The organism is bacterium SCSIO 12827 (genome assembly GCA_024397995.1).
Classification (GTDB): Bacteria; Pseudomonadota; Alphaproteobacteria; order Rhodospirillales; family Casp-alpha2; genus UBA1479.
This window is the reverse complement of record CP073746.1, coordinates 2,164,486-2,184,317: the sequence shown is the minus strand read 5'-3', so window position 1 is coordinate 2,184,317 and position 19,832 is coordinate 2,164,486. Positions and strand designations below refer to the sequence as shown.

General features: G+C 61.3%; 17 protein-coding genes and 1 pseudogene. 12 read left to right on the top strand and 6 right to left on the bottom strand.

Annotated elements, in window-relative coordinates; translation table 11 throughout:
* Positions 1-66: 66 nt before the first annotated feature.
* From KFF05_10210 to KFF05_10190, 5 genes are all read left to right on the top strand, one after another.
* On the top strand, positions 67-795 hold the full coding sequence (locus tag KFF05_10210; protein ID UTW50345.1) for a VWA domain-containing protein: 729 nt from the start codon (positions 67-69) through the stop codon (positions 793-795).
* A 5-nt stretch (positions 796-800) separates the two neighbouring features.
* Complete coding sequence (locus KFF05_10205) at positions 801-1,532, top strand: molecular chaperone DnaJ (protein UTW50344.1); 732 nt, start codon at positions 801-803, stop codon at positions 1,530-1,532.
* 211 nt (positions 1,533-1,743) lie between these two features.
* Positions 1,744-2,613: a UTP--glucose-1-phosphate uridylyltransferase GalU gene (galU, locus tag KFF05_10200; GenBank protein ID UTW50343.1), complete on the top strand. Its 870-nt coding sequence runs from the start codon at positions 1,744-1,746 to the stop codon at positions 2,611-2,613.
* Between the two features lie 13 nt (positions 2,614-2,626).
* A complete protein-coding gene (locus tag KFF05_10195) occupies positions 2,627-3,949 on the top strand; it encodes a UDP-glucose/GDP-mannose dehydrogenase family protein (GenBank protein ID UTW50342.1) in 1,323 nt (440 codons plus the stop codon).
* A 40-nt stretch (positions 3,950-3,989) separates the two neighbouring features.
* On the top strand, positions 3,990-5,375 hold the full coding sequence (locus tag KFF05_10190; protein UTW50341.1) for a phosphomannomutase/phosphoglucomutase: 1,386 nt from the start codon (positions 3,990-3,992) through the stop codon (positions 5,373-5,375).
* 298 nt (positions 5,376-5,673) lie between these two features.
* On the opposite strand, the gene KFF05_10185 is transcribed toward KFF05_10190, so the two are convergent.
* Positions 5,674-6,915: a D-alanyl-D-alanine carboxypeptidase gene (locus KFF05_10185; protein ID UTW50340.1), complete on the bottom strand. Its 1,242-nt coding sequence runs from the start codon at positions 6,913-6,915 to the stop codon at positions 5,674-5,676.
* A gap of 453 nt (positions 6,916-7,368) precedes the next feature.
* On the opposite strand from KFF05_10185, the gene KFF05_10180 reads away from it, so the two are divergent.
* From KFF05_10180 to KFF05_10165, 4 genes are all read left to right on the top strand, one after another.
* A complete protein-coding gene (locus KFF05_10180; protein UTW50339.1) occupies positions 7,369-7,974 on the top strand; it encodes a phasin family protein in 606 nt (201 codons plus the stop codon).
* Positions 7,975-8,301: 327 nt separating this feature from the next.
* On the top strand, positions 8,302-8,715 hold the full coding sequence (clpS, locus tag KFF05_10175) for an ATP-dependent Clp protease adapter ClpS (GenBank protein ID UTW50338.1): 414 nt from the start codon (positions 8,302-8,304) through the stop codon (positions 8,713-8,715).
* A complete protein-coding gene (clpA, locus tag KFF05_10170; protein ID UTW50337.1) occupies positions 8,716-11,028 on the top strand; it encodes an ATP-dependent Clp protease ATP-binding subunit ClpA in 2,313 nt (770 codons plus the stop codon).
* Positions 11,029-11,055: 27 nt separating this feature from the next.
* On the top strand, positions 11,056-12,195 hold the full coding sequence (locus tag KFF05_10165) for a CoA transferase (protein UTW50336.1): 1,140 nt from the start codon (positions 11,056-11,058) through the stop codon (positions 12,193-12,195).
* Here the strand turns inward: KFF05_10165 and KFF05_10160 are convergent.
* Together KFF05_10160 and KFF05_10155 are read right to left on the bottom strand one after the other, a co-directional pair.
* Positions 12,192-12,830: a hypothetical protein gene (locus KFF05_10160; GenBank protein ID UTW50335.1), complete on the bottom strand. Its 639-nt coding sequence runs from the start codon at positions 12,828-12,830 to the stop codon at positions 12,192-12,194. The two genes, KFF05_10165 and KFF05_10160, sit on opposite strands and share 4 nt — an antisense overlap.
* Before the next feature lie 46 nt (positions 12,831-12,876).
* Positions 12,877-14,090: pseudogene (locus KFF05_10155) on the bottom strand (N-acetyltransferase).
* 264 nt (positions 14,091-14,354) lie between these two features.
* On the opposite strand from KFF05_10155, the gene KFF05_10150 reads away from it, so the two are divergent.
* Both KFF05_10150 and KFF05_10145 read left to right on the top strand, forming a co-directional pair.
* Positions 14,355-15,227, top strand: coding sequence for a hypothetical protein (locus KFF05_10150; GenBank protein ID UTW50334.1), 873 nt, complete (start codon positions 14,355-14,357; stop codon positions 15,225-15,227).
* Positions 15,224-15,895 (top strand): hypothetical protein, encoded by a 672-nt coding sequence (locus KFF05_10145; protein ID UTW50333.1) that lies wholly within the window; start codon positions 15,224-15,226, stop codon positions 15,893-15,895. The genes KFF05_10150 and KFF05_10145 overlap by 4 nt, the downstream gene beginning before the upstream one ends.
* A gap of 21 nt (positions 15,896-15,916) precedes the next feature.
* On the opposite strand, the gene KFF05_10140 is transcribed toward KFF05_10145, so the two are convergent.
* Complete coding sequence (locus tag KFF05_10140) at positions 15,917-16,834, bottom strand: cobalamin-binding protein (protein UTW53667.1); 918 nt, start codon at positions 16,832-16,834, stop codon at positions 15,917-15,919.
* A 40-nt stretch (positions 16,835-16,874) separates the two neighbouring features.
* Here KFF05_10140 and KFF05_10135 point away from each other — a divergent pair, with 40 nt between their 5' ends.
* Complete coding sequence (locus tag KFF05_10135) at positions 16,875-17,735, top strand: hypothetical protein (protein ID UTW50332.1); 861 nt, start codon at positions 16,875-16,877, stop codon at positions 17,733-17,735.
* A 14-nt stretch (positions 17,736-17,749) separates the two neighbouring features.
* Here the strand turns inward: KFF05_10135 and KFF05_10130 are convergent, their stop codons facing one another.
* Together KFF05_10130 and KFF05_10125 are read right to left on the bottom strand one after the other, a co-directional pair.
* On the bottom strand, positions 17,750-18,217 hold the full coding sequence (locus KFF05_10130; GenBank protein ID UTW50331.1) for a RidA family protein: 468 nt from the start codon (positions 18,215-18,217) through the stop codon (positions 17,750-17,752).
* A 66-nt stretch (positions 18,218-18,283) separates the two neighbouring features.
* Positions 18,284-19,522 carry a response regulator gene (locus KFF05_10125; GenBank protein UTW50330.1) on the bottom strand — a complete coding sequence of 413 codons (1,239 nt, stop codon included), beginning with the start codon at positions 19,520-19,522 and terminating at the stop codon, positions 18,284-18,286.
* Between the last annotated feature and the right edge of the window lie 310 nt (positions 19,523-19,832).

Sequence of the window (19,832 nt, the reverse complement as noted above, 5' to 3'; positions counted from 1 at the left end):
GGTTTCCCCGCTGCGCTGGCGAACGACGCCCGAACACCTTATCTTTCAAGGTGAAGGACGGGATTCATGGGCAACGACGACAAGCTTGCGAAATCAGACGCCGCCGGCGCACCCGCCAAGCGGGCGGACGTCGATGCGTTTCTGGACAAATTGGCGCGCGCACCCGTGCAGGCACGCGGGGACGGCCGCGGCCGGTTGATGTTCGGCATGGACGCGACGGCCAGTCGCCAGCCGAGCTGGGACAGCGCCGCCCGCCTTCAGGGCGAGATGTTTCAGGTCACGCGCGACCTGGGCGGTCTGGATGTCCAGCTTGCATTCTTTCGCGGGTTCGGGGAATTCAAGGTCTCGAAATGGACCGGCGACACGCATGACCTGACGCGGTTGATGACCGGCGTCGGATGCCTGGCCGGTGAAACGCAGATCGGCAAGCTTTTGAAGCATGCCGTGAACGAAACCCGCAAGCGCCGGATCAACGCCTTGGTCTACGTCGGCGATAGTTTCGAAGAGGACGTGGACGCATTGGGCCGGACGGCGGGCGAGCTGGGTCTGTTGGGCGTGCCGGTGTTCATGTTTCACGAAGGAGAGGACCCGATCGCCCGGTTCGGGTTCCAGCAGATCGCCAAGCTGTCGGGTGGTGCGTATTGTTCGTTCGACGCGGCCAGCGCCGATACGTTGAAGGAACTGTTGGCCGCCGTCGCGGTCTATGCGGCGGGTGGGCGACGGGCGCTGGAAAACCATGCCCAGGCCAAGGGCGGCGAGACGCTGCGCATCGCCCATCAGATCAGGAGGGCTTAGGCGCCATGTCCTATCTGGTACTGGGCGTGGCCCTGCTGGCGGCCTTCCTGATTGGTGCGCGTTGGTACGCGACCGCGAACGTGAAGACCTTGAAGAAGGTCCTGTTCTACGTTTTCGGCATCCTGGCCGTGGTGTTGGCGCTGTTCTTCGTCATTACCGGGCGGCTCGGCTGGGCCGTGTTCGCGTTGTCGGCGCTGATCCCCATGCTTCTGCGGGCCCGGACGGCCTACCGCGCGGCGCGCAATTTCTCGCGTATGGCCGGCGTCGGGCAGGGGGCGCCCACGGGCCAGACATCGGACGTGGAAACCCGTTTCCTGCGCATGGGCCTGGACCATGACACGGGCGATGTCTGGGGCGAGGTCATCGACGGGCCCTACAAGGGGCGCCGACTGGACGACATGACGGTGTCAGAGAAGCTTGATCTGTTGCGTCATTGCTGGACCGAGGATGAGGGTTCGGCCCGTGTCCTCGAAGCCTATCTGGACCGGGTTCATCCCGATTGGCATGACCGCGCCGAAGACGCGGGGCCAAAAACCGGCGGTGCCGGACCGTCCCGTTCGGGCGCCATGACGCGGGCGGAAGCATTGGCGGTGTTGGGCCTGTCCGAAGGGGCGAGCCGCCAGGCCATCAAGGCCGCCTACCAGCGCATCATTTCCGGGCTGCACCCGGACCACGGCGGATCGGACTATCTGGCGGCCCAGGTCAATGAAGCCAAGGACGTGTTGCTGGGCGATTAAGGGATTTCGATCGTGCAAAAGCGATTCGCGTTACGGTTCCGTGACGATCCGCGGCGCAAAAGGCGAAAACGGGAGAAATCCAGGGGGCGCTGCCGGATCAATCGGGCGGTTGCGGCGTCGGGGGCGGTATGGCACAAAAAGGCCCCATCGCCGTGCCGTCCAGCGGTTGGCACCGTTTCGACGCTGAAAGTTCACAGCAGAAAGTTCCGACATGAATGCACCTGTCCGGAAGGCCGTCCTGCCCGTTGCCGGTCTCGGCACGCGGTTTTTGCCCGCGACCAAGGCGATGGCCAAGGAAATGCTGCCGATCGTCGACAAGCCGCTGATCCAATACGCCATCGAGGAGGCTCGGGCAGCCGGGATCGAGGATTTCGTCCTGGTCACCGGGCGGGGCAAGACGATCATGGAAGACCACTTCGACCATGCGGTCGAACTGGAACAGGTTCTTCAGGCGCGCGGCAAGACCCGCGAGCTTGAAATCGTCCACGACGCCATGGTGCCGGCGGGCCATCTGGCCTATGCGCGGCAGCAGAACCCGTTGGGCCTGGGGCATGCCATCTGGTGCGCCCGCCAGATGGTCGCCGGCGAACCTTTTGCCGTGCTGCTGCCGGACGATCTGGTGCAGGCGGAGCCGGGGTGCTTGGCGCAGATGATGGAAGCCTACCGGGAAGTCGGCGGCAACATCGTCGCGGTTGAGGATGTGCCGCTTGAGGACACCAACAAGTACGGCATCCTGGATGTTGCCGAGGACGACGGCCGCCTGGCCCGCGCCAAGGGCCTGGTGGAAAAACCGGACCCCTCGGTGGCACCTTCGACCCTGTCGATCATCGGCCGCTACATCCTGCAGCCCCAGGTGTTCGAGCATCTGGATCGCCACGAAAAAGGGGCGGGCGGCGAAATTCAATTGACCGATGCCATGGCCAAGACCTTGGGCACGGTGCCGTTCCACGGCTTGCGGTTTAAGGGCCGGCGTTTTGACTGCGGATCGAAGGCCGGGTTCATCGAAGCCAATGTCGCTTTCGCGCTGGAGCGTCCGGATATGGCCGACCGCGTCCGCGCCACCTTGAAAACCTACCTCTGAAGGAAGTTACAACATGCATGTCGCCGTCGTCGGGACCGGATACGTGGGATTGGTGTCCGGGGCCTGTTTCTCCGAATTCGGCCATAACGTCATCTGCGTCGATAAGGACGCGGGTAAGATCGCAGGCCTGAAGCAAGGCGAAATGCCGATCTACGAGCCCGGTCTGCAGAAACTGGTTGAAGGCAATGCGGAGGCGGGGCGTCTCAGCTTCACCACGGACCTGGCCGAGGCCGTGAAGGATGCGGATGCGGTGTTCATCGCCGTCGGCACGCCATCCCGGCGCGGTGACGGCCATGCGGATCTGTCTTACGTCTATGCGGCGGCGGAAGAGATCGCCCAGGCGATCACGGGTTATACGGTCGTCGTCACCAAGTCGACGGTGCCCGTCGGCACGGGAGCCGAGGTCGAGAAGATCATTCGCGAAGCCCGGCCCGACGCCAAGTTCGACGTGGTCTCGAACCCGGAATTCCTCCGTGAAGGCGCGGCCATCGAGGACTTCATGCGCCCCGACCGTGTCGTCATCGGCACGGAGTCGGAGGATGCCCGCGAAGTGATGCGTGAACTTTACCGTCCGCTCTATCTGATCGAGACGCCGATCGTGTTCACCCGGCGCCAGACGTCGGAGCTCATCAAGTACGCAGCCAATACCTTCCTGGCGACCAAAATCACCTTCATCAACGAGATTGCCGACCTATGTGAGATTTTGGATGCCGACGTGCAGGACGTGGCCCGGGGGATCGGTCTGGACGGGCGCATCGGGCGCAAGTTCCTGCACGCGGGGCCGGGCTATGGCGGGTCCTGTTTTCCCAAGGATACGCTTGCCTTGGTGCGCACGGCGCAGGATGCGGGGTCACCGCTGCGCATCGTGGAAACCGTGGTCGACATCAACGCCAAGCGCAAAAAGGCCATGGCGCAAAAGATCATCGACGCCTGCGGCGGCGCCGTTTCCGGCAAGACGATTGCGGTCTTGGGCCTGACCTTCAAGCCGAATACGGATGATATGCGGGATTCCCCGTCCCTGGATATCGTGCCCGCCCTGATCGCGGCCGGCGCCAAGGTCCGGGCCTATGATCCCAAAGGGATGGACGAAGCCAAGCACATGTTGGACGGCGTCGATTGGTGCAAGAACGCCTATGACACCATGGCCGATGCGGATGCACTGGCGATCCTTACCGAATGGAATGAATTCCGCGCCCTCGACCTCGACAAGGTTCGGGGCTTGATGAAGGCGCCGGTGATGATTGATTTACGCAACATCTACAACCCGGACGACATGGCCGAGGCCGGGTTCGATTATACCTGCATCGGCAAGTCGAAAGTGTCGGCGGCAAGCTGACCACCGGTCCGGCGCGGCGTGAACAAGGACGTAATCCTTCATGGCGGATAGCCACAGCTTCAATCCCAGCATCCTGCGCGAATACGATATTCGCGGCACCGTGGGCGACACCTTAGGGGCGGCGGACCTGTTCGCCATCGGCCGGGCATTCGGCACCCTGCTGATCCGCGCCGGCGGCAAAAGTGCAGCCACGGGTTATGACGGGCGTCTGAGTTCGCCCGAATTGGAAGCGGCCCTGGCAGAGGGCCTGCGCGCTGCCGGGGTCGACGTAAAACGCATCGGCCTTGGGCCGACGCCCATGCTCTATTTCGCGACATATCACCTGGGTACGGATGCTGGGCTGATGGTCACGGGCTCGCACAACCCGCCGGAATTCAACGGCGTGAAGATGGTGATGCAGGGGCGGTCGTTCTTTGGCGCCGATATTCAGACATTGGGCGCGATGGCGGCACAGGGCGATGTCGCCACGGGCAGCGGCGATGAAGCTCGGATCGAGGTCATGGATGCCTATGTGGCGCGCCTGCTCAAGGATTTCGACGGGGCAAAGCCGCTGACGGTCGCTTGGGATGCGGGTAACGGGGCGGCGGGTGAGGCCCTGGTCAAGATGGTCGCCGGCTTGCCGGGCCGCCATATCCTGTTGAACGAAACCATCGACGGCACTTTTCCAGCCCATCACCCGGACCCGACGGTGGAAAAGAACCTGGCGCAATTGAAGGCCACGGTCGCTGCGAACGGCTGCGACCTGGGCATCGCCTTTGACGGTGACGGTGACCGCATCGGTATCATCGACGAACAGGGCAGGGTGCTGTGGGGCGATCAACTGCTCGCCATCCTGGCGCGCGACGTGCTGGCCGCTCATCCGGGGGCCACGATCATCGCCGATGTGAAGACCTCCACGGTGTTCTTCGACGAAATCGACCGTCTGGGGGGCAAGCCCATGATGTGGAAGACCGGCCATTCTCATATCAAAAGCAAGATGGCCGAGATCGGCGCACCGCTCGCCGGCGAGATGAGCGCCCATATCTTCTTCAAGGACCGCTACTACGGCTATGACGATGCGCTTTATGCCGCGATCCGCTTGCTCAACGTGCTGAACGGTACGGAGGCCAGCCTGGGCGATTTGCTGGACGCCATGCCGAAGACCGTCTCGACGCCGGAAATTCGCTTTGATTGCGCCGATGACCGCAAGTTTCAGGTGGTCGAGGAAGTCCGCGCCCGTTTGGCCACGGAAATGGGCATTGATGTCCACGGCATGGACGGCGTTCGGGTGCAGTCGGCGGACGGCTGGTGGCTGCTGCGGGCATCCAATACTCAGCCGGTGTTGGTCGCGCGCTGCGAAGCCGCGGACGCCGATGCCTTGACGCGGCTGAAATCGGCGCTGGCCGGGCAGTTGGCGCAAAGCAACGTGGCTGTGCCCGACCTTTAGGTCGCCGCTTTATCATTTCCATTATCAGGTCTTTGGCATCCCAGTGCGGGAGGCCAAAAAACGGAGAGGAACCGTCGTAAGACGATTCCTCTCCCTCCCCCTGCCGCGCGTGGCACCCGATGGGCCGCGCGCAGCATTTCGATACCACGGACAATTGTGGCAAAATTTGTCGGCTAAGGCCATGAAAACTTCGCGGGATCCCGGATATTGGGCACAACCAGACGCCCAAGCGTCACCATGGCCTGAAAGGCCGTGGTGGGGCAGGTCGAGAAAAATGCGGAGGAAGGGGAAGAAGGGTTTAGTTGTCGGCCGGGAGGGAGGCCATTTCCAAGGTTTCCGGCCCGCGCAATTCCATGCAGGGGATATGGCGCCGCTCCAGCAATTTGCAGGCGCGGTAAGCGTCGCGCTTACTGAGGCCGTAAACCCGTGCCCGGTGCAGAACCTTGCCGTTTTTCTTGGTCAAGGGAACGACGGAGATAACGCCGCCGTCAAGCAGGGACGGCACGGTGTTACGCGCCTTCATAGCCATGTTCTCGGCCTGTTCGGACTGGGCAAAGGCGCCGACCTGGATGCCCCAGCGTGACTTTTTATCGAACTCGACGATCCGGGGCGGCCCGTCGCCGTCGCCCTGTTCTTCCTCGCGGCCGGGGGCCGTGGGTAGGGGGGCGGGGGCCGGAATGTCGGCCTTGGCAAGCACCGGCGCACTGCCCAGTTCGGCGAATGCGCGGTCGAGATGCTTGGCCATCAGACGGTTGCGGGCACTTGATGAATTGGCGCCGAACACGACACCGATCACGCGCCGGCCGTCGCGCTTGGCCGAGGTCACCAGATTGAAGCCCGACGCCCGGATATAGCCTGTCTTGAAGCCGTCGGCGCCGTCATAGGAAAGCAGCAGTTTGTTATGGGTCTTGTGCGACACGCCGCCGAAATCAAACCGGGTGCGCGAGAAGAAATGATAGTACTGTGGAAAGTCGCGGAGAAGCGCGCGGGCCAACTTGGCCATGTCGCGGGCGGTGCTCATCTGTGCGCTATGAGGCAGGCCGGACGCGTTGCGGAAGGTCGTGCGGTCCATGCCCAGGCGGCGGGCCGTCGCGGTCATTTCCCGGGCGAACTTCCATTCCTTGCCGCTGTAGTTTTCGGCCACGGCGGCGGCGATGTCGTTGGCTGATTTGACGGACAAAGCCAGGATAGCGTCGCGTACGGAAATGGTTTGACCAGGTTTCAGGCCTAATTTCGACGGAGGCTGACCGGCGGCGCGGGCCGACATGCGCAGACGCGTGTTCATGGACCAGCGACCGTTTTCCACCGCTTCGAACATCTTGTAGAGGGTCATCATCTTGGTCAGAGAAGCGGGATAGTTCCGCGTATCCGCGTTGACCGCGTGCAGAACCTCGCCCGTTTCGGCGTCAATGACCAAAGAGGCATACTTGGCGACCGCTTGTCCCGGCGAAAGCACCAGGGCGGTCAGCAGAACCAGAGCGGCTGCGGCCAAAAGGCGCAAGCCCCCCCGTCGTGTAATCGGACGCGTCGTCTCAGTCATGAGAGCTCTCTTCCCCGTGTTGAGCTTTATGCCTCATTATCGTCGTCGCGTCGTCCCCCGATTCGCCGATATCGTAGCGGAATCCGCTAACGGCGTCTCCAGAAATTTCGCAGCCGAATCAATATCTTCTTTAAGGATTCATCGTAAATATTTGATTAAGGGATCGGTTCGTGGGGTATCCGGGCGCCCCTGAACAGGTCGAAAGGGGGCTTTTGCAGGACATTTTTGGAACAAAAAATTGACATAAAAACAAAAGGTTACAGGCGGGATAAATTTTTGTGCAACGCACCATGCGGTCTTGACGAAAGGCCGCGACAAAGCTTATATTCTGGTCGTTGCTGCAGTGCAGCATCGCTGCCCGGCAGTGAGAAGCGGCATCGGAGACGCCAAAGCGCCCGGAAGCCGCCAAGGATGATGTTGATCACCCGACAAAGAACCCAGATGGAGAGTACGATGGCTGAAGCCAAAAAGCCCACCGCGCCTGCGAAACCCGCTGCTACGCCTGCCGTCCCCGCCAAACCCGCCGCTGCAGCCCCCGCGCCGGCACCCGCGGCCAGCAAGGTCGAGGTTGCCGCGCCTGCCGTTAAGGAAACCGTTGAAACCGTCGTCAAGGCCGGCGCCGATGTCGCCGCCAAGGGCGTTGAAAAGGCCGCCACCATTGGCCAGGAGCAGATCGCCGCGGCCGTCAAGGCTGGTGGTCAGGTGTTCAAGACCTATGAAGACGCCGTTTCCTACAGCAAGGAAAACGTCGACGCTTTCGTTCAGGCCAATAACATCATGGCAAAAGGCATGCAGGACCTGAACAAGGTATTGTTCGCAATGGCCCAGAAGAACGTGGAAGAAACGGTCGATCTGACCAAAAAGATGTTCGGCTGCAAGTCGGTCGACGACGTGGTCAAGCTGCAGAGCAGCCTGCTGAAGACCAATTACGCCAAGGCCTTCGAAGAAAGCCGCAAGATTTCCGACATGGCGGTGAAACTGGCCGAGGAAGCCACGGCGCCGATCGCCAGCCGCGTGACGGTCGCCGTCGAAAAGGTGACCAAGCCGATTGCCGCCTGACGATTTCCGCTTCACGCAATGTGATGCGGCCCTGAACAAGCGCCCGGCTGAAAATGCCGGGCGTTTTCGTTTGCCGATTTCTCGGGGGCGGCAAGGGGCGATTCTCAGGTCTGGGCCATGGGCCGGGTCGTTTCGGGCCTCGGTTGCTCCGGTTGTGGACGGTCTGTTGGAGAATTCCCAGGGATGGGACTTGGCGCTGGCAGGCGCCCTGCCCATATATTCAGGGACAAGCGGCAACCGCCCCCCGGACCCGGGGCTTCCCCGGGCAATCCTTTTTAAATAGAATTGGATTACCGTCGGAGTGGTAAGGCCGCTTCGGCGGCGCCGATGGGCGGCGGTCGCTGGCCCGAACACGGCAAGGACAGGACGGAGATGACAGGACCGACAGACCCGCCAAAATCTCCCATCGACCCGGGACGGGACGATGACTCCGGCACCGGTTTGGCGGTCAAATCCCGCACGCGGACCAAACGTCCGTCCATGTACAAAGTCCTGATGCTCAATGACGACTACACGCCGATGGAGTTCGTCGTCCACGTGCTGGAACGCTTTTTCGGCATGAACAGCGAGCAGGCAACCCAGGTGATGCTGCACGTCCACCAGCGCGGTGTGGGCGTATGCGGTGTCTTCACATATGAAATCGCCGAAACGAAAGTGACACAGGTCATGGATCTGGCGCGTCAGCACCAGCATCCTCTCCAGTGCACGATCGAGAAAGATGGCGGCGGAGATGAGGATTAGATGCTTTCACGCGAGCTAGAACAGACCCTTCACCGCGCCCTGGCACTCGCCGCCGAGCGTAATCACGAATATGCAACCCTCGAACATCTGCTTCTTTCCCTAACCGAAGATCCCGATTCCATCGCGGTGCTGAAGGCCTGCGACGTGGAAGTCGAGCGTCTGATCGCCGATCTGACCGAGTTCCTCGATAACGAACTGGCCGAGATCGACAATCCGCGCGGGCTTGAACCCAAGCCGACGGCGGGCTTCCAGCGCGTTGTTCAGCGCGCCGTTATTCATGTCCAGTCGTCGGGCCGTGAGGAAGTGACCGGCGCCAATGTGCTGGTCGCCCTGTTCTCGGAACGGGAATCCCATGCCGTCTATTATCTGCAGCTGCAGGACATGACGCGCCTTGATGCCGTCAATTATATCTCTCACGGCATCGCCAAGGTGCCCGGGCGCTCGGAACAGCGCACCGTGTCCGGCGCCGATCCCGAAGCCGAGGCAGAGGCCGCCGCCCGCAAGGGCTCGGAAGCGCTCGACGCCTATTGCACCAACCTGAACAAGAAGGCGAATGACGGTCGTATCGACCCCTTGATCGGCCGCCACGAAGAGGTCGATCGCGCCATCCAGATTCTGTGTCGGCGCAACAAGAACAATCCCCTGTTCGTGGGCGACCCGGGGGTGGGCAAGACCGCCATCGCCGAGGGCCTGGCCAAGCGCATCGAGGACGAGGACGTGCCCGAGGTACTGCTCGGCAATACCATCTACGCACTCGACATGGGCGCCCTTCTGGCCGGAACGCGCTATCGCGGCGATTTCGAGGAGCGCCTGAAGAACGTCATGGCTGAATTGGAAGCCATGCCCAAGGCGATCCTGTTCATCGACGAAATTCACACGGTGATCGGCGCCGGGGCGACCTCGGGCGGGTCCATGGATGCATCCAACATCCTGAAGCCGGCCCTGCAGAAGGGCGGCCTGCGCTGCATGGGCTCGACCACCTACAAGGAATACCGCAATTACTTCGAAAAGGACCGGGCCCTGGTGCGCCGGTTCCAGAAGATCGACGTTTACGAGCCGTCGATGGACGACACGGTTAAGATCCTCAAGGGCCTCAAGCCCTATTTCGAGGAACACCACAACGTGCGCTACACCAACGACGCCCTGAAGGCGGCGGTAGAACTGTCGACCAAGTACATCCACGAACGCAAGCTGCCGGACAAGGCCTTGGACGTCATTGACGAGGTCGGGGCGTCGCGCATGCTGTTGCCGGCGGGCAAGCGGCGCAAGACGGTCACCGTCAAGGATGTGGAACAGGTGGTCGCCAAGATCGCCCGCATTCCGGAAAAGTCCGTGTCGTCGGATGACCGCAAGGCGCTCAAGAATTTGGACCGTGATCTGAAGACCATGGTGTTCGGTCAGGACAACGCCATCGAGGCCTTGGCCAGCGCCATCAAACTGTCGCGCGCGGGCCTGCGTGAACCGGAAAAGCCCATCGGCTCCTACCTGTTCTCGGGGCCAACGGGTGTCGGCAAGACCGAGGTTGCGCGCCAGCTGTCGCACATGATGGGCATCGATCTGGTGCGCTTCGATATGTCCGAATACATGGAGCGTCATTCCGTATCGCGTCTGATCGGGGCTCCTCCGGGTTATGTCGGTTTTGATCAGGGCGGCCTGTTGACCGATGCCGTCGATCAGCAGCCCCATTGCGTGCTGTTGCTGGACGAAATCGAAAAGGCCCATCCGGATCTGTTTAATATCCTTCTGCAGGTCATGGACCACGGCAAGTTGACCGACCACAACGGCAAGTCCGTCAGCTTCCGCAACGTGATCCTGATCATGACCACCAACGCGGGCGCGGCCGACCTGGCCAAGCCGGCCATCGGGTTCGAACGGGAAACCCGTATGGGTGAGGATACGGAAGCGATCGAGCGCATGTTCACGCCCGAGTTCCGCAACCGCCTGGATGCCATCATTCCCTTCGCGGCGCTGACGTCGGAAGTCGTCGCCCGTGTCGTCGACAAGTTCATCATGAACCTGGAACTGCAGCTTGAGGACCGGGGCGTGGTGATCGAACTGACTGACGCGGCGCGCGAATGGCTGGCCAAACGAGGCTTCGACAAATTGTTCGGTGCGCGGCCGCTCAGCCGCGTGATCCAGGAGAACATCAAGAAGCCCCTGGCCGAGGAATTGTTGTTCGGAAAACTGGTCAAGGGCGGCATCGTCCTGGTCGGTGTCGACGACGACAAATTGGTGTTCGATTTCCCCGAACCGGGATCGACCCGACTGCCGGCCAAGCGCAAGAAGGGCAAAGTTCCCGCCCTGGTCGAATAGCCGATCCCCGGCCCGGGCAGACGCAGCGTGGCGTTTTCCTTCCTTTCCGGGATCCGGGTTCTTGATCTCAGCCAATATCTGCCGGGACCGCTCGCGGCCCAGGTTCTGTCCGACCTGGGCGCCGAGGTGGTGAAGGTCGAGCCGCCCGCGGGTGACCCGCAGCGCCATCTTGATCCCCTGGCGGGACCGCTTGATCCTGACGTCGTTGAAGGCGGCGACGCCTCACCCTTTTATCAAGTTCTCAACGCGGGCAAGACGGTGACCCGTCTTGATCTTAAATCCGACGCCGGCAGGGCGCAGTTTCAGGCCCTGGTTCAGGGCGCCGATGTATTGCTGGAAAGCTACCGGCCTGGAGTCATGGACCGGCTCGGCTTCGGATACAGCTCGGCCAAGGATCTGAATTCTGGGCTGATCTATTGCGCGCTGACGGGGTATGGACAGACGGGGCCGCTGCGTCTGGCCGCCGGGCATGATCTTAATTACATGGCGGCTACGGGTGCCCTTAGCCAAGCCGGAACGACGGCGGGGCCCGCCATGGCCTGGCCGCCCATGGCCGATTGCGCGGGGGCGGTGATGTCGGCGCTCGCCATTCTGGGGGCGCTGGTGCGTCGAGGCCGGGATGGGCAGGGCGCCTTTCTGGACGTCGCCATTTCGGATTGCGTCCTATCCTGGCAGGCCATCGGATTGACGGCGGAAAAGCTGGGTTTGGGCAAGGCGCGGGGGGCGGCACTCCTGACCGGTGGGGCCGCCTGCTACCGGGCCTATGTCTGCGCCGACGGGCGGGAATTGACGCTGGGCAATCTGGAACCCCGGTTCTGGGAAAATTTCTGCCGCGCCATCGACCGCGATGATTGGGTTCCGCGTCAGTGGGAAGGGCTGCCGCAAGCGGGCCTGATCGCCGAGGTCGCGGGCCATCTTGCCGGGCAGCCTTTGGACCATTGGCTCGCCTTGTTGGACGGCGTCGATACCTGTGTGCAGCCGGTTGCCGATTACGCGGGTGTCGCGGACCAGCCGCAGGTCAAGGCGCGGGGGCTTGTGGCGGACGATCCCCTTGGCGGGGTCCAGGTACTGCTGCCGATCTTCGCCGACGGCATGACCACGGGCACACGGGCGCCGCTGGCACTGCGCACGGCGGAACAGATTTTACAGGATTGGGTAAAGACCTAGCGGCCGACAACCTGGGGGCAGTCGGCTTCGCGGGTCAGGCCGACCATGGACGCACCCTGCGACGACAAACGCAGGTTGCCCTTGGCGCCGATCACGTAGGACTGGCTGCCCAGGGGCTTGCCGTTGGCGGCCATGCGCACAACCTGGGCGGCGCGGCAGGCGCGGCAGTTGTTCACCAGGAACACCCCACCGTTACTCTTATCCGTTTCAAGGGTGATGCATGTCTTGTTGCTGTCGTCGACGAGCGTTTCCGGCTTCACCAGATTGGCCTGCTTGCAGGGATAGATGGACCCCAGGCTGGTTCGGCCCGGGCCGCGAAACGGCAGGGGCAGGGTCATGTTCGCCATGACGTTGAACTTGCGCACTTCCGGGTTGGAATATCCCTGGCGCAGGCGGGTCACCCCGACCACCATGCAGGCATTGCATTTGTTGACCAGGACTTCGCCTGTGCCCGTGCGACCGTGGCGGATGCAATCCGCGCCAGGGGCCAGGGCCGCCGCCGTTCGGATCAGGGGATTGATCCCCATACCTTCCGCGTCGGGCACCCGGGGCGCCGCGATGGCCGCCGCCGACAGCAACAGCACCGCGACGAGGGCGGCGGCGGTCAGCAGGTAAATTTGCACATAGCGTTCCATAACCCCTTTACTTTAGGGAATATTGGTAAAGGAAACGTGACCGGCATCACACCTGTGCGCGTTTTTTGAAAAATTTGTATAGAAAATTGATTTTATTCTGATTTTTTGAAGGGGAGAACGCCCCATAGGCGGACATTTCCCGCTCGATTCCCCTGGATTCGTCTTTTAAGAAGCCGGAAACGGCATCGCGGAAGCCCTTGTCGGCGATCCAATGGGCGGAAAATGTGCGACGGGGGAGGTAGCCGCGCTGGACCTTATGGGGCCTTGGGCACCGGCTTCGACCCACTTCAGGCCCTGCGCGATGGCATAGTCGATGGCCTGGTAATAGCAGGCTTCGAAATGCAGGAATTTGTAGTCGGCGACGCAGCCCCAGTTGCGGCCATAAAGCGTGTCGCCCCCCCGCAGGTTCAAAGCCCCTGCCACCGGCCGGCCGTCCTTTTCCACCACGATCAGGACCACGGCCCGGCCCAGGCGTTCCCCCAGCAGGGAAAAGAACCGGCGCGTCAGATAGGCCTGGCCCCATTTCTTGTCGGTCGTGTCCATGTAGAACTGGAAGAAGGCATCCCAATGGGCCTCGGTGATGTCGGCGCCTTCGAGGACGCGGATGTCCAGGCCGGCTTCATGGACGGCACGGCGTTCCTTTTTGATATTTTTGCGCTTGCGCGACGATAGCTCGCCAAGAAAGTCGTCGAAGGTTTTGAACCCCTTGTTCTCCCAATGAAATTGCTGGCCGATGCGTTGCAGATAGCCCGCTGATCCAAATGCTTCCCATTCGTTCTCGGTCGGGAAGGTGACGTGAAGCGACGACACGCCCAGGTTCTGCGCCAGTTGCGCCATACCGGCGATCAGGGCAAGGCGCATCTCGCGGTGCTGACCGTCGGGCAGGGCCTGATTGACCAGCAGGCGCGGCCCGGTCACCGGTGTGAACGGCACGGCGCATTGCAGCTTGGGGTAATAGCGCCCGCCGGCGCGTTCATAGGCGTCGGCCCAGCCCCAGTCGAACACGTATTCGCCGTAGGAATGGTTTTTCAGGTACAGCGGTGCGCAGGCGGCAATGCCGCCGGCCGGATCCTCGATCACCAGATGCTGGCTGAGCCAGCCGGTCTCTCCCGTCGCCGACCCTGAATCTTCCAGCGCGGAGAGGAAGGCATGGCGGACGAAGGGGTTGTCCGCTCCGGCACAGGCATCCCAGGCCTCGGGCGAGACCTCGGAGAGGGATTTGATGATCTTGATGGCGACCGCGTCGCGTCCGTCGGGCATATCCGGAATCTAGCCAGTTATGGGCGGAAATGCGCGCAAATTATCCATGGAAAAAAGCGCACGTATGCCTATTACGAGATTGTCGACTAATACTTTATGTTATACTAATATTAGAAAAATAAAGAACGCACTGACCATGTCCGGTCTGGACACTGGGTTGGAAAGCGGTTGAGGCCGGTACGGGGAATACGGAACCTTCCACTGAGTACGCGCTAAACGGGATCACGGTGATCGCGAAGGGGGAATGGTATGCGAGGATTGCCAATGTATAAAATCACGACTTGCCGCAGAGTCCTTATGTCGCTTTTCCTAGTCGGCGGCATGGGGGGATGTGCCAAATACGATGAAATGAAGGGGCTGTTCCGCGTCGATCCGGTGGTGCATCGGACGCAACAGGAAAGCGATAAAGCCAAGGATTTCCCGGATTATTTTGAGACGATCAATCTTGACGTCTACATGTTTAATCCGCCGCACGGTATTAATCTCAAGCCCGCCTACGAATTGGCTTTGACCGACGCGACCGCGCGCGATCGCCTTCAATCGGAAATCATGACGCTGTCAGACAAGGTCTGCGAACAGCACAAGGGAGACATCACGGCGAACAACGCGCTGATGAATTCGGCGTTCGGCATTCTGACCTCGGCCTTGGCCGGGTCGGCGGCAATCGTTTCGGGGACTGTTGCTCAGGGCTTGGCCGGTGGTGCGACCTTCACAAATTCAACTCGCTCGGTGATTGGCGAAGAGATTTATCAGAAATACATCGCTCCGGCGATCGTCAAGGCGATCGAGGAGAAACGTATCGAAAAACGCAGTGAAATCATGGCCAAGCATGGCAAGACTACGGCTGAATATCGGGTTTGGGATGCGATCAACGATGCTCAGAACTACCACCAGCGCTGTTCATTCTACAGCGGAGTGAAGTCGCTTGCGGAAGCTGCGGAGAAGGTCGGTCTTGACCGTGCGGGGATCGACGTCGAAATCTCACGGTTGCGCGATGAACTGGTCAAGCTACAGACGGCCTTGTCCGGGGTGCCGGCCGCGAATGTGCAGGCACAACAGAACCTCAACGATTCTATCAGGGAAGTCACGGCGCAGATCAATGATCTCACGCTGCGGCGGCGGGTTCTGCGCAAATGACCGTCGACCGAGGTCAGAGCGGGTCGAAGCCACTCGTTGCTGACCGATTTCCCCGCCGGGGCGGGCGCTTCGACTCCAAGGTGGTCTACGACGCCTTCCGTTCCCAAATTCGAACCGGCGATCTGCTGTTCTGTTCCGGCGTGCATCCGTTTTCTGAATTGATCAAGATGGCGACAAACAGCGTCTGGAGCCATGTCGCTTTTGTTGTGAGGTTTGATCAGATTGACAGGGTCATGGTGTTTGAAAGTGTCGAGCCAAGCGGCGTGAGGGCTATTCCGCTCAGCAAGTACATCAATGATTACGAGGACGGAGAAGGCTATCCGGGAGGATTGGTACTTGCCCGGCATCGTCGATTTCCAGATAACGGGCACGCAGAAAAACTGCTCTCCTTTGGGCAGTACTCCATCGATCAGTTCGGCTATCGCTATGATCGCGACCAGATTCTCAAATTGGCCGGCCGCGTGGTGGCAACCCGGATGGGCATGATCGACAAGACGAGTTTCGACGATGATAAAGCGCTGATTTGTTCCGAGTACGTGGAGAAATGCATGCAGCGTGTCGATATCCCGGTCAAGGCGGGTAAGCATGGTTTCGTTGCGCCGTCTGATTTTGTTATCGACCGGAACGTCGAACATCTCGTGACGTTGAAAAACCCGAGCCCACGGTAGGTTCGACGTCCCAGCATTTCTTTAAAGTGCCCCAACGCGCACCCACGCCATGTTGGCTTCGACAGACTCGTCCGCATCCCGGAACAATGAAATAAGTAATTCAAGGCTCTCCACCAACCTAGGCCCCGGCCGGTTGAAATAGGCGTTGGCGTCGGTGGCGTAGACGCGGCCCGTGCGGGCGGCCTTGAGGGTTTTGAACGCCGGATGCCGTTCCATCAGCAGGCGCGCCTCGGCGGTAGAGCGCGCCAAGTCGAAGCCGCAAGGCATGAACAAGATGACGTCGGGATCGGCGGTGACCAGGTCGTCCCAGGTGATCCAGGGCGCGTGCTCGCCCGCCGTGCCGAATACGTCTTCGCCGCCGGCCATGGTGACCAGTTCGGGCACCCAGTTGCCCGCGGCCATCAACGGGTCCGTCCATTCGATGCAGGCGACGCGGGGGCGGGGGCCTTTGGACGGGGCGGTCAGCGCCCGGGCTCGGGCGCGCAGGCCCTCCGCCACGGTGCGGCCGTGGTCCGCCAGGCCCAGGGCATCGGCGACCCGTTCAACATCGGCGAATACGTCGGCGAGCGTCATCGGCTTCAGCGACACGATCCTTGCGGGCGTGTCGATCAAATCGCAGATCGCGGCCTCGACATCGGCCAGGCTGACCGCGCAGACCTCGCATTGGTCCTGGGTGATGATGACGTCGGGCGCGCAGTCGGCGAGCGGACCCTGCAGGACTTCGTAGACGGACGCGGCGTCGGCCACGGCCGCCTTCACCTTGGCGTCGATCTCGGCGCTGCTGCCGGACAGGTCCAGGCGCGGGGCCGTACAGACGGGCAGGGCTACTATTCCGTCCGGGAAGTCGCATTCATGGGAACGCCCAACCAGCCAGTCCGCGCAGCCCAGCGCCGCGACGATTTCCGTCGCACTCGGCAGCAGCGAGACGACGCGCTTCATTTCTCTATTCTCGACCAGTTCCATCAGGACTAATCTGCGCGTGCGGTTCACGATCGGCAACCGCGTTATCGGGGGTGGTGTGATGCGCGTGCGGCCCTTTTTGCTTTCTCTTGTTCTTGGTCTCGTCATGGCGTCCGGCCCCGCCGGTGCCGGCATGGACGAAGTGCCGCCGGAATCCCTCGGCCCAGAAGCGGTCGAGCAAACCTGGACCCGGGCGTTCTTCTATTTTCCCGCCGATGCCAATCCCATCGGCAACGGTGTGATCGGCGGCCAGCAGGACCTCGGCTCCGTTCGTCTGGCGCTCGACACCTTGGCAAAGGGGGCGCCCCGGCCCGTGGTGGTTTATCTGCACGGCTGCGGCGGGTTCGGCAATTCGGGCAGCACCAATGCCGTCATGCTGGCCGAGGCGGGCTTCGTCGTCGTCGCGCCCGACAGCTTTGCCCGACCCAAGCGTGTCAGGACCTGCGATTCGAAGACCCATTCCCGCGCCGGGCCTAAGGGAATCTATAAGAATGTCATTGCCTGGCGGCTTGAGGAACTGGACCGCGCCCTTGTCGGCTTGAAGGGCTTTTCCTGGGTCGACTGGAACAACATCTTTCTGTTCGGCCATTCCCAGGGCTCCAACGCCGTCGCGTCCTATCCGGGCAGTGCCTTCAAGGGCCGCATCATGAGCGGCACGCGATGTTCCACGGGCTATCACGGGCCAGCGGAAGAGCCGGCCCTTGCCGTCTATTCGGAGAACGATCCCTGGCGCAAGGGGCGGCCGATCAAATGTCTGGATTACGTGGGCACGACGGGGATGCAGGTCTTGGGGCTTGCGGGAGACCTGCACGTGGTCGCCAAGGACCCGGCGGCCAAAGCGCGGATGCTGGAGTTTTTAGAGCGCCTGATAACGCGTTAAACGCCGACGCCGGGTTAGCGGATTTCGAAAACCCCATCGACTTCGACCGCCACGCCGCGGGGCAGGGACGGTGCGCCGACGGCGAAGCGGGCATGCTTGCCGGCGTCGCCGAACACTTCGACCATCAGATCGGAAGCACCGTTGATAACCTCGGGCTGATCGGTGAAATCAGCGGCCGAATTGACGAATCCGCCCAACTTGGCGACCCGCACCACGCGGTCCAAGTCCCCGCCGCAGGCTTCGCGAACTTGCGAAATAAGGTTGAGGCCGCAGACCCGGGCCGCCTTGTAGCCGTCTTCGGTTGCGACGTCTTCGCCCAGACGTCCCCGGCACATGATGTCGCCGTTCCACACGCAGACCTGGCCCGACACAAACACGGTCGATCCAACGACGGTGTAGGGAATGTAATTGGCGGCGGGGGCCGACGGATTGGGCAGTTCGATACCCAGGTCCTTCAAACGGGATTCAACGGTTCCGGTCATGTGGGGGATCCTTTCATAAAGCTGGCGCCCGGCGCAGCCGGGTAAGGCGGATCAAACGCGGGAAAATCAGATATAGAAGGTGTCGCGTTCTTTGGGCGCGATGCAGATGGTGTCGCTGCCCCGCTCCTTCAATAGGGTCTGGGCCATTTCATGCTTGGCGTCGATGGCCGCGTCGTCCTGGTCCGGATCGTGGTGGTAGAGGTAGAGGGTCTTCACTTTGCCCCGCTGGGCCAATTCGACAACCTTGGAAATGCACGAATGCCCCCAAGTCACCTTGGTCGCGTATTCGGCGTCCGTATAGGTTGAATCGGTGATCAGCACGTCGGCGCCGTGCACGAACTCGGCCAGTTTTTCCTCGTAGTGAGGGTTATATCCGTCGCTGTTTTCCAGGAACATTTCGTTGTCCGTGACGTAACAGATGGCGCGGCCGTTGTATTCGATGCGGAAGCCCAGGCATTGGCCCGGATGGCTCAGAAGCTTCGTCTTCACGCGGATGCCGTCGACCTCGAATTCCTCTTCCTCCAAGTCGCGGAAATAAACCCGTGCCGCGAATTCCTTCAGCGTGATGGGGAAGTAGACGCCATCCATCTGGGCCGAGATGATTTCACGGATGGAAATGTCGCCCTGGTTGGCGCCGAGAATCTGGAACTCGTTGCCCTGCCGGTACAAGGGGGCGAAGAACGGAATGGCGTTGATATGATCCCAATGGGGATGGGAAATGAAGATGCGGCCGCGAATGTTGCGTCGGCCGTTGGCCATCAGCTTGTCGCCGAAGGTCTTGATTCCAGTGCCGCCGTCGAAGATGAAGATCTGGTCGCGCGGAAATTGCAGGGTTACGCAGTTCGTATTGCCGCCGTACTTCAAGCTGCCTTCGCCGGAAACGGGCAGGGTGCCGCGCACGCCCCAGAACGACAGTTCGATGTCGTCGCGCAGGATGCGGTTGACCTTGTCGAGGAAGGTTGCCGCGACGATGGGCTTGCGGATGAAGCCGTGGGCGCCGAATTCATAGGCGCGGTTGACGTCGAATTCATAGCTTTTCGCCGTCAGCACGATGAAGACTGTATCGGCAAGGTCTTCATTGCCGCGCACGAACTTGCACAGCTGGAAACCGTCAACGTCCGGCATCATCAAATCCGAGATGACGCAGTCGGGCGCCAGGGCGACCATTTTATCCATGGCTGCCTTGGAGTCCGTGAACGCCGTGACGCGATGACCCGCCGCCTCCAACATGGAAGTGATGGCGTCAAGGATCATCGGGTCGTCGTCGACCGCGACAAAATGGATGGGGTCGGTCTTACCTGCCATTCCTGTCCCAGTGTGCCGGTCTTGATCCGGTCATCCAAAAAAAACCCAACTGTTCAAGCGAGTAGAGCTTGAACAGATTAACAATCCCTCAAAACGTTGATTATCACCGTACCCGGAAAAGTATCGTTTGGGCAGGGTTTTCAGGGTTGTAGCAGAACATGGGGGACAACCGCAAACCGTCTTTCTTGTCGTCACGAGACATAGGAAATCCGCCGGCGGACGGAATGTCGGCGGCGGGTGCGACAAGGCGGCGTAACGTCAGATCGTCAGGCCAAAAAAGAGGCGTGCGGCAGACCGAAGCCCGCCGCAC

Excerpts from the sequence above, each read along its gene's own strand:
- KFF05_10145 (UTW50333.1), top strand. The coding sequence starts at position 15,224 with ATGACCGTCGACCGAGGTCAGAGCGGGTCGAAGCCACTCGTTGCTGAC.
- clpS (UTW50338.1), top strand. The coding sequence starts at position 8,302 with ATGGGCGGCGGTCGCTGGCCCGAACACGGCAAGGACAGGACGGAGATG.
- KFF05_10185 (UTW50340.1), bottom strand. The coding sequence starts at position 6,915 with ATGACTGAGACGACGCGTCCGATTACACGACGGGGGGGCTTGCGCCTT.
- KFF05_10125 (UTW50330.1), bottom strand. The coding sequence starts at position 19,522 with ATGGCAGGTAAGACCGACCCCATCCATTTTGTCGCGGTCGACGACGAC.
- KFF05_10180 (UTW50339.1), top strand. The coding sequence starts at position 7,369 with ATGGCTGAAGCCAAAAAGCCCACCGCGCCTGCGAAACCCGCTGCTACG.
- clpA (UTW50337.1), top strand. The coding sequence starts at position 8,716 with ATGCTTTCACGCGAGCTAGAACAGACCCTTCACCGCGCCCTGGCACTC.
- KFF05_10205 (UTW50344.1), top strand. The coding sequence starts at position 801 with ATGTCCTATCTGGTACTGGGCGTGGCCCTGCTGGCGGCCTTCCTGATT.
- KFF05_10130 (UTW50331.1), bottom strand. The coding sequence starts at position 18,217 with ATGACCGGAACCGTTGAATCCCGTTTGAAGGACCTGGGTATCGAACTG.
- KFF05_10190 (UTW50341.1), top strand. The coding sequence starts at position 3,990 with ATGGCGGATAGCCACAGCTTCAATCCCAGCATCCTGCGCGAATACGAT.
- galU (UTW50343.1), top strand. The coding sequence starts at position 1,744 with ATGAATGCACCTGTCCGGAAGGCCGTCCTGCCCGTTGCCGGTCTCGGC.
- KFF05_10195 (UTW50342.1), top strand. The coding sequence starts at position 2,627 with ATGCATGTCGCCGTCGTCGGGACCGGATACGTGGGATTGGTGTCCGGG.
- KFF05_10150 (UTW50334.1), top strand. The coding sequence starts at position 14,355 with ATGTATAAAATCACGACTTGCCGCAGAGTCCTTATGTCGCTTTTCCTA.
- KFF05_10160 (UTW50335.1), bottom strand. The coding sequence starts at position 12,830 with ATGGAACGCTATGTGCAAATTTACCTGCTGACCGCCGCCGCCCTCGTC.
- KFF05_10140 (UTW53667.1), bottom strand. The coding sequence starts at position 16,834 with ATGAAGCGCGTCGTCTCGCTGCTGCCGAGTGCGACGGAAATCGTCGCG.
- KFF05_10210 (UTW50345.1), top strand. The coding sequence starts at position 67 with ATGGGCAACGACGACAAGCTTGCGAAATCAGACGCCGCCGGCGCACCC.